Here is an 8,137-nt window from a genome sequence, read left to right on the forward strand (position 1 = left end):
GACACTGGGATCCAGCTTCTATGCAACTTAATTAAAAACGTTTGTTTTAGCGTAAGACAACTACCTTTAGCTCATCAGCTCAGTTATAAGCAAAATTTCTGGATTCCAGACTGGAATGACACCATTTGCTGTCTTCAAAAATGAATGTTCGTACAGCTATGTGTCAAGCACTGGGATGACACCATTCTTTTTTCTGGATTCCAGACTGGAATGACACCCCCCTGATAGGCTCAAATCATAATGTTTGTACAGTTGTGGGTTTAGGCTACCTATAAATTCTAAACTGTTGTTACGTATTAGGACCACCAAATACACCCCCAGGACCCAAAGTCAGTTTAGCTATATCAGAAAACAGGTTATGTGGAAATCTTAAAATACTTCTTGTTCGCCAAGCAAAATAAATACATTCCTACAAACAAACAGATGCTCAATATTGACACATAAGAAAACTTAAAAATTAAATCTCTAATATATATTGATAAGCATTTACCTGCAGAAAATTTATATAGTAATCCAACACATACAACGGCACTATCAACCACTGATGCTATAATTAAAGTAATGAAATTTGCCATATGAAAATTCAACTTGGACCTCAATTTTTCAAAAATAATTATGCTTGAGAGAAGAGAGACTAAAATTGCAGTATATGAAATCAATATCATCAAACTAAAACTTTGCAATTTAAAAACACAACATAGCACTGTACACACTATTAAACTGTACGTAGCTTTACTTTTGCCATAAAATTCAACTATTGAATTTACAACTAAAGCAGCTCCCACAAATAAGGCAGCACATATCATCAATTTATTTGAAGTGTTGAGTAAAGAAAGACTGATAAACAGGAGTATCGATAAAATAGACATAATTACCTACCCAAAATTAATAACATACATTCATTCTAAATAAACATTACATATAGTAAAAGAGTTATTTAGCATAATCAAAAAAAATATTTTAAACTGACATGCTATAGCTAGTGCAAGTCAGGTTTCCCTACGTCATACCGCGATTCATTCCATAGCTGTACGAACATTCATTTTCGAAGGTAAATTGCACAACAGATGATGTCATTCCAGTCTGGAATCCAGAAATTTTGCTTATAACTGAGTTGATGAGCTAAAGGTAGTTGTCTTATGCTAAAACAAACGTTTTTAATTAAGTTGCATAGAACCAGTGTCTGGGCACTGGCCCACTGGTGGGAATTGCTCCCAAACTACAACGTTCGTACAGTTGTGGATTCATTCGCGGTATCTCTTAGCCGCTAACAAGCAGCGGGATGACGAGTTTGTCGTTTATCAAATCGTCTGTAAACCTAAGTCACTTTAGCTATATAATAACTATTTCCCAAATCTTTTAGATTTACTTTTAAAACATCCTTTATGTTTAGCACCTTTTTCTCTGTTACTTTGCCAATACATGAATAAACTGCACCTTCAAACAATTCTTCAAACCTCTTCTGATTTTGTGGTGCAATAGTAACCAAAATTCTACTTTGCGATTCAGAAAACATTATTATCTTGTTTATTATGTCTGTATTTTGTATTTTTCCTATTGGCACTAGTGAAAGATCGATTTCAGCACCAAGGTCTCCTGCAATTAGCGATTTTGCCAGAGCAACAACTAATCCGCCTAAGTTTGGTGCAATTGCAGAGGCAATTATGCCATCTTTTATTGCCTGGTTGTAACGCTCATACAACTTCCTAGCGCTCTTTGCATCAACTTTTGGTACATTGTTATTATCTATTCCACTGTATAATTGATATTCAGATCTACCAAGTTCATCAAGTGTTTCTCCAAGCACGTATATTAAGTCCCCCGGCATTTTCACATCAAGCGATACTGCATTTTCAATATTCTCTATAACTCCAATTGCTGAAATGAGTAGTGAAGGTGGTGCAGATATCATCACTTTCTCGCCATTTTCGTCATATCCCTTAAAGTCGTTAAACATACTATCTTTTCCGGATATGAATGGTGTTTTAAATGCAGTTGCAAAGTCGTAACAAGCCTCTGCGGCTCTCTTTAGTTGCCACAACCTTTCTGGATTATAAGCATCACACCAACAAAAATTGTCGAGCAACGCTAGATGATTTATATTTCCTCCTGCAGCTACGTAATTGCGTATGGCAGTGTCAATCGCACATGCTGCCATATGGTAAGTGTCAATTTCCCCATAACTCGAGCCAAACCCTTGCGATTTTACAACACCTTTATTTGAAGAAAGGATTGGCCTTGAAACAATAGCTTCACTGCACACTCTTCCCTTGCCCTGCAATGGTTTCAGCACTGACGACCCTTGAACCTCATGGTCATATTGCACCACTATGAACTCTTTGCTGCGTATGTTTGGTCTGCTTAGCATTTCTTTTAGTTCAAAGGTGTCATGCAAGTAGCTGACACTGGAATCCATTTCACGCTCAGCTCCACCATCGTATGGGTTTTGGCATAAGACGTTTGCAGGCAAAGCCTGCTGGATCCCAGTGTCAAGCACTGGGATGACAGGAGAGGGTTCCGGAATGACAGCAGATCGATTAGATTCTCCAGTCCACGGCTTTGTCTGTAAATGCACTTTGGGATTACCATCATGCAGAAATTCAGTTTCGATGTCCATTATTACTTTCCCTTCAGGACATTTAACAACAGCTTTACCACTTTCGTTAAACTCTCCAATTACACAAACCTCCACATCATGTTTTTTCATGATTTGTTTAAACATAGGGAGATTTTCTTCTGGCACTGCTAAGGTCATTCTCTCTTGTGATTCTGATATCCATATTTCCCATGGAGCCATACCATCGTTTTTAAGGAGAACTTTGCTCAAATCAACTTCAAATCCATCTTTTCCCATTTCACCGATGGACGATGATAGACCGCCTGCTCCATTATCTGTTATTGCATTATAAAGATCGAGGTCTCTTGCTTCCAAGGCGGCATTGGATAATTTTTTTTGTGTTATAGGGTCACCAATTTGCACAATCGTTGAAGGGCTGTTTCCCGACAAAGCCTCTGAAGAAAACGTTGCACCGTGAATTCCATCTCTTCCAACTCTTCCGCCAATAATTACGATTTTATCGCCGTTTTTAGGCCCTTTGATGTGTGAAGGTACATTATTTATACTGCGCGGAATAATTCCGACACTGCCAACAAAGACTAACGGCTTTCCACAAAATCTATCGTCAAAATATACCGATCCAAGTTGTGTTGGAATACCAGAGCAATTACCAGCAACATTAACGCCATGAATCACTTCTTTCATTATATATTTTGGCGGTAAAATCTCATCGGTACGCTCCTTGTCCCTATAAAATTTGCCTTTTGCTTCTTTGGCAAAGCAGAAATAATAGGTATTCATTATAGGCTCCGCGCCTTTCCCGAAACCCACTATATCACGATTAACTCCAAGCACTCCGGTCATTGCTCCACCAAACGGATCAAGTGCCGAAGGGCTATTGTGGGTTTCAACTTTATCTACAATCAAGTAATCATCATCAAAAATTATTCCTCCGGCATTGTCGGAGAAAACTGACACACATATGTCAGAATTTATCTCACGCGTTGCACGCTTTATATAATGTGCGTATAGGCCATCTTTTATTTCATCAATAGGGGAGCAAAAAATATTGTGTTTACAATGTTCAGACCAAGTCTGTGCCAGAGACTCAAGTTCAATATCATATGGATTTCTACTGAGTTTTTTAAAGTAATCCTTTATAGCTTTCATTGCTGCCAGCGAGAGCCCTAAAGTGCCATTACCATCGATTCCATCTCTGCTGATTTTCTCAAGTTCTTGGTCACTCACATTTAAGTTAACAGATTTGGCTTTGCCATTAATGGTGTCATTTGAGTAGCTGATACTGGAATCTACATCTTTTTTCTGGATCCCAGTGTCTGGGCACTGGGATGACAAGTAAGAGAGCGCTGAAGAGTTTGCTTTGTATTTACCATAATATTTCCAGCTATAGTTCTTACAGATAAGTGTGCAATACTGAGTGATAGGATTAAATTCTTGTTTTATGTCATCTTCAGTTGGCATGCTTCCTTTACCCAAAATCAATTTTGAACTTCTTGCCTTAATCTCAATTGGTGTCATTCCAGCCCTTTCGTCCGTCATCCCAGTGCCCAGACACTGGGATCTATAGATTCCAGCGTCGCGCGCTGGAATGACAGAGGGGGAAATTTGCATGACAGATGGATCGATATAGCCTTTGCTTATTAAATATTCTGTAATAATTTGTTTTGCTGTGTTGCCCACATTGTCAGTCATGCCAGGTAAAAAGCTTATCTCCAAGCCCCACTTTGCTTGTGGTTCTATGAAATCATACTGAACTTCTTCAAGGTTTTCATTGTAGGAATAATAACGGCAGTCTTGTATGACTTTATTATAAAATAGCCCACAAATTTCTTCATATAATTTTGGTGGTAATTCTTTGTGTATATAAATCGAGTAAACGTTGACTAACCATCTGCGGCCAATTTGCTCGCATTTATTTAAAACTTCTATTCTAATGTTTGCCATGTAATGTTATAAAAAATTTTAATATATAATAGCATACAAGCACGTTTATATTTTGAATAATTTCTATACAATAAAAGTATTGTATTAATTGTTACTGTTAGTGGGAAGAGTTTTTACCGTTAATGTGGATGAATCCCTTTTCGATGTGCTGGTTCAGCACATATTTTCTGAATATGAAAGAGAAAAAATTCCTGAAGTAAAGATCATACTTCCTTGCAAGAGGGATGTGATAGCGCTGCTGAGTGCATTCAAGAATTATAACGCTAAAAAATGCATAATTTTGCCAGAGATAGTTTCGCTAGAGAACATCGATGAGGAGGATTTAATATTAAATCTTGATAGAGTTAAAGTTATCAATCCAACAAAGAGGACGCTGCTACTCATTCAATTCATATTGGAGTGGAATAGAAAAAATAATGATAATTTTCCAATTGATTTAGCTTATAGTCTGCCATCACTGCTTGATAAAATTCAATCTACCCAAACAACGGATTGTTATCAATTTGATGAACATTCAAAAAAAATAGAGAATTTCATAAGCTTACTCACTGAGACTTGGAGTAAAACTTTAAAAGATTTAGAAGTAGTAGATATATTAAAACATAAGAGTGATTACATAAACAATATGATAACCTCTTTACAAAAAGACCAACATATAATCTTTGTTGGAATTGGAAAGGATAAGTCGTTAATTAGGGCTATATATGATCTGCCATTTGGAAAAATAATTTTGCCTAACCTGAATTTGAAAATTAAAGAGAAAGACTGGAAATCGCTTGATAAAAAACACTATCAATATTGCCTGAGAGATCTGCTCGATTATTTAAAAGTGGATAGAAGGGATGTTAGTTTTCTGCCAGAAGCGTGTTCTGGTGTCATCCCAGTGCCCCGACACTGGGATCCAGAAAACTTAACTTTAAATGAGCGCACCAGGTGGCTGTATAATGAAAACTGGATCCCAGTGTCAGCTACTTGGATGACAGAAGAAAGGGCTGGGATGACAGGAGGTTCTGCGGAATATCTTGATTGCATCTTTGATACAACTGCCGATCTAAGCAAAGTTAGTAGTGGACATGTTGGCAATATTGAAGTCATCACTTGTGATTCCAGAGAGGAAGAAGCACAAGTGACATCATTAATTATAGAAAATGAAGGTTATGAAAACATTTCTTTGGTCGTCTTTGATAAATTACTTGCAGCTCGTATAGCATGTTTATCAAGGCAACACAGTGCCATACCGGAAAATTACCCTTATATAACGCTTCTGCTTTATAGTATCGAAGTTTTGACCTCAAATTGGAGCAGTGTGTCATTACTTTCGCTCCTTAAACATAGGCTAGTGACTTTTGGTTACACTCAAGAAGAGTACACTCGGATTTTATCTGAATTTGAAATAGAGATATTACGCAACTTTAGTACAAATGGCCTGAGCGATATTATAAATGCTATCAATGCCCATAAAAAGCTAAAATACAAAGAAGATATATTACTTATTATCAGTAAGTTAGAGGTTATATTTAATCCTTTACTTCGTTCTATAAATTGCTCTATTTTCGATGTGGTAGCAACTCATTTGCAGTGTATTAATATATTATCTGGTATAAATTTTTCAGAGCTAAATAGTGAAATAGGTAATTTTACCTGTAATTTCTCAAATGCATGTGAGGGTGTAGGAATTAAATGCTCCTTAGAGTTATATAGCCAAATTCTGACCTTATTTTTAGAGAAAGAGTTTTTCTTTGTAGCAAGTGACTTGAATAAATTCAGCTTATATCACAACAAAGTTGTAATACTTGCTGGATTTAATGAAGCGCCAAGCTTTCAAAGTCCGCTTTTGAATGCACTTACGAGAGAAAAATTTAATCTTCCTTCTGCGCAAGAAGAGCAGGGGTATTTTTTTTATACTTTACACAATTTGTTTTGTGCAAGTAAGGTTTATATTACAAGATCGCTAAGCCATAGAAAGCCAATTCTATTGCAGCGTTTGGAAATTCTGCTCAAGGAGGGGAAGCAGCCGTATCGTGATTGGCTAAGGATATTAAATACGCCTGAATGTATTGTTCCATGTACTCAGCCTATGCCAAAACCTCAAACCGAAGTTAGAAAAGAAAAAATGCAGGTGATGTCTTGCAGTGCAATAGAAAAGCTAATTCGTAATCCTTATTCATTTTACGTTGAATATATACTGGGTCTTAAACAATTAAGAGACTTGAATTTTAAGCCATCGATATTGGAATTTGGCACTATGGTACACAACATTCTTGCAAGATATTTACGCAACAAAAAATCGCCAATGAGCATTGCACGAGAAGCATTCTCGACTAGTCAGTTTAATTTTTCAAATATGTGGTGGGTAAGACTACAGAGGGTAATTCAATCTTTTGTCGAACTTGATGAAACTCGAAGCAACTATGTTGAGTTGGAAAAGAGCTTTTCCTGTCCGATATTTCATATTCCAGCGCGTGACGCTGGTTCTTGTGATCAGTATGAAACTGCTTGGATGACAAATAGAGATCTTATCCCTCAAGAAATCTTACTGACAGCAAGATGTGATAGAGTTGAGTATCTACCAAGTGGGCAAGTAGCAATTATAGACTATAAGCTTGGTTCACCACCTTCCAATGAAGAAGTGATGTCGGGGTTTTTTCCGCAATTAATTTTGCAAGCTTTAGCGGTAGAGTATGTGACCGGAAGGGAAGTCTCAGAACTTGCTTATTGGAAACTTGATTATGATAAAATAAAAGTTATTTCTATACAAAATTATAGACAAAAAATGCAAGAATTTCAGAATGATCTGCCAGATTTTTTATCTAATTATTTAAGAGATGCTATTCCCTTTATTGCCTCTCCATATTTCGATAAATTCCTGAGATTTAACAGCTATAAACAGCTAGAAAGGGTAGGAGAGTGGTTGTAAATGGTGTCATCCGAGTACCTGACACTGGTTTCTATCCAAAAGGGTGTCATCCCAGTGCTTGACACTGGGATCCAGGAAAGTTTGCTTGTAAGCAAGCAAACTAGCATGGAAAGTTTATACTAAATGAATGTTTTTGATGAGGTTGCACAGAAGCTGGATCCAAGTGTCAAGCACTGGGATGACATCATCCTTTTTTGGATTCCAGACTGGAATGACAGCAGTCCTACGTCATACCGCCGCGGTATTTCCAGATCCCGCTAACACGTAGCGGGATGATGGTTGTCAGGGTGTTGTCCAAGTAGCCTCCTTCTTCTGTTATCCAAGTAGCCTCTTTCTTGTCATCCCAGTGCCTAGACACTGGGATCTAGGAAACTTAACTTTACACCAGGTAATAAGAACTGGATTCCAGCGTCACGCGCTGGAATGACAGCAGTCCTACGTCATACCGCGATTCATTCGCGGTATCTCAGCTGCTAACAAGAGATCCCACTAACACGTAGCGGGATGACGATTGTCGTTTAGCCATAAACGTTAAGAAATTTACCAAGCGAAAAAAAGGCAAAAGAAACCCTGGTCATTGTCTATTTTCAGTATTGGCGTTTTTTAAGTCTTAAACACTGCAATTTAGCTGCTTTTAAATGCAACTCACCTTAGTTTAAATGTTTAAGAAATTTACTAAGCAGAAAAAAAGGCAAAAG

General features: G+C 37.3%; 5 protein-coding genes and 1 pseudogene. 3 read left to right on the forward strand and 3 right to left on the reverse strand.

All coding sequences use genetic code 11. The features are described from left to right. Window positions 1-156: 156 nt before the first annotated feature. From BA053_RS07345 to BA053_RS04145, 3 genes and pseudogenes are all read right to left on the reverse strand, one after another. The gene (locus tag BA053_RS07345) at window positions 157-309 is read right to left on the reverse strand and encodes a hypothetical protein (protein ID WP_156518033.1); all 153 of its coding nucleotides are present in this window, start codon (window positions 307-309) and stop codon (window positions 157-159) included. A 47-nt stretch (window positions 310-356) separates the two neighbouring features. After that, window positions 357-869, reverse strand: coding sequence for a hypothetical protein (locus BA053_RS04140; RefSeq protein WP_065106791.1), 513 nt, complete (start codon window positions 867-869; stop codon window positions 357-359). 449 nt (window positions 870-1,318) lie between these two features. Further along, window positions 1,319-4,522, reverse strand: a pseudogene (locus BA053_RS04145) (phosphoribosylformylglycinamidine synthase subunit PurL). 100 nt (window positions 4,523-4,622) lie between these two features. Between BA053_RS04145 and BA053_RS04150 the strand changes: the two are divergent. From BA053_RS04150 to BA053_RS08365, 3 genes are read left to right on the forward strand one after another with little or no spacing between them, the layout of a single operon-like run. Next, window positions 4,623-7,439, forward strand: a complete 2,817-nt coding sequence (locus BA053_RS04150) for a WPE palindromic element domain-containing protein (RefSeq protein WP_174525431.1) — start codon at window positions 4,623-4,625, stop codon at window positions 7,437-7,439. Further along, window positions 7,440-7,562 (forward strand): hypothetical protein, encoded by a 123-nt coding sequence (locus tag BA053_RS08360; RefSeq protein WP_255356247.1) that lies wholly within the window; start codon window positions 7,440-7,442, stop codon window positions 7,560-7,562. A 13-nt stretch (window positions 7,563-7,575) separates the two neighbouring features. Beyond that, complete coding sequence (locus BA053_RS08365) at window positions 7,576-7,707, forward strand: hypothetical protein (protein WP_255356248.1); 132 nt, start codon at window positions 7,576-7,578, stop codon at window positions 7,705-7,707. The last annotated feature ends 430 nt before the right edge of the window (window positions 7,708-8,137 follow it).

It is taken from the genome of Wolbachia endosymbiont of Nomada ferruginata, from assembly GCF_001675785.1.
GTDB lineage: Bacteria > Pseudomonadota > Alphaproteobacteria > Rickettsiales > Anaplasmataceae > Wolbachia > Wolbachia pipientis.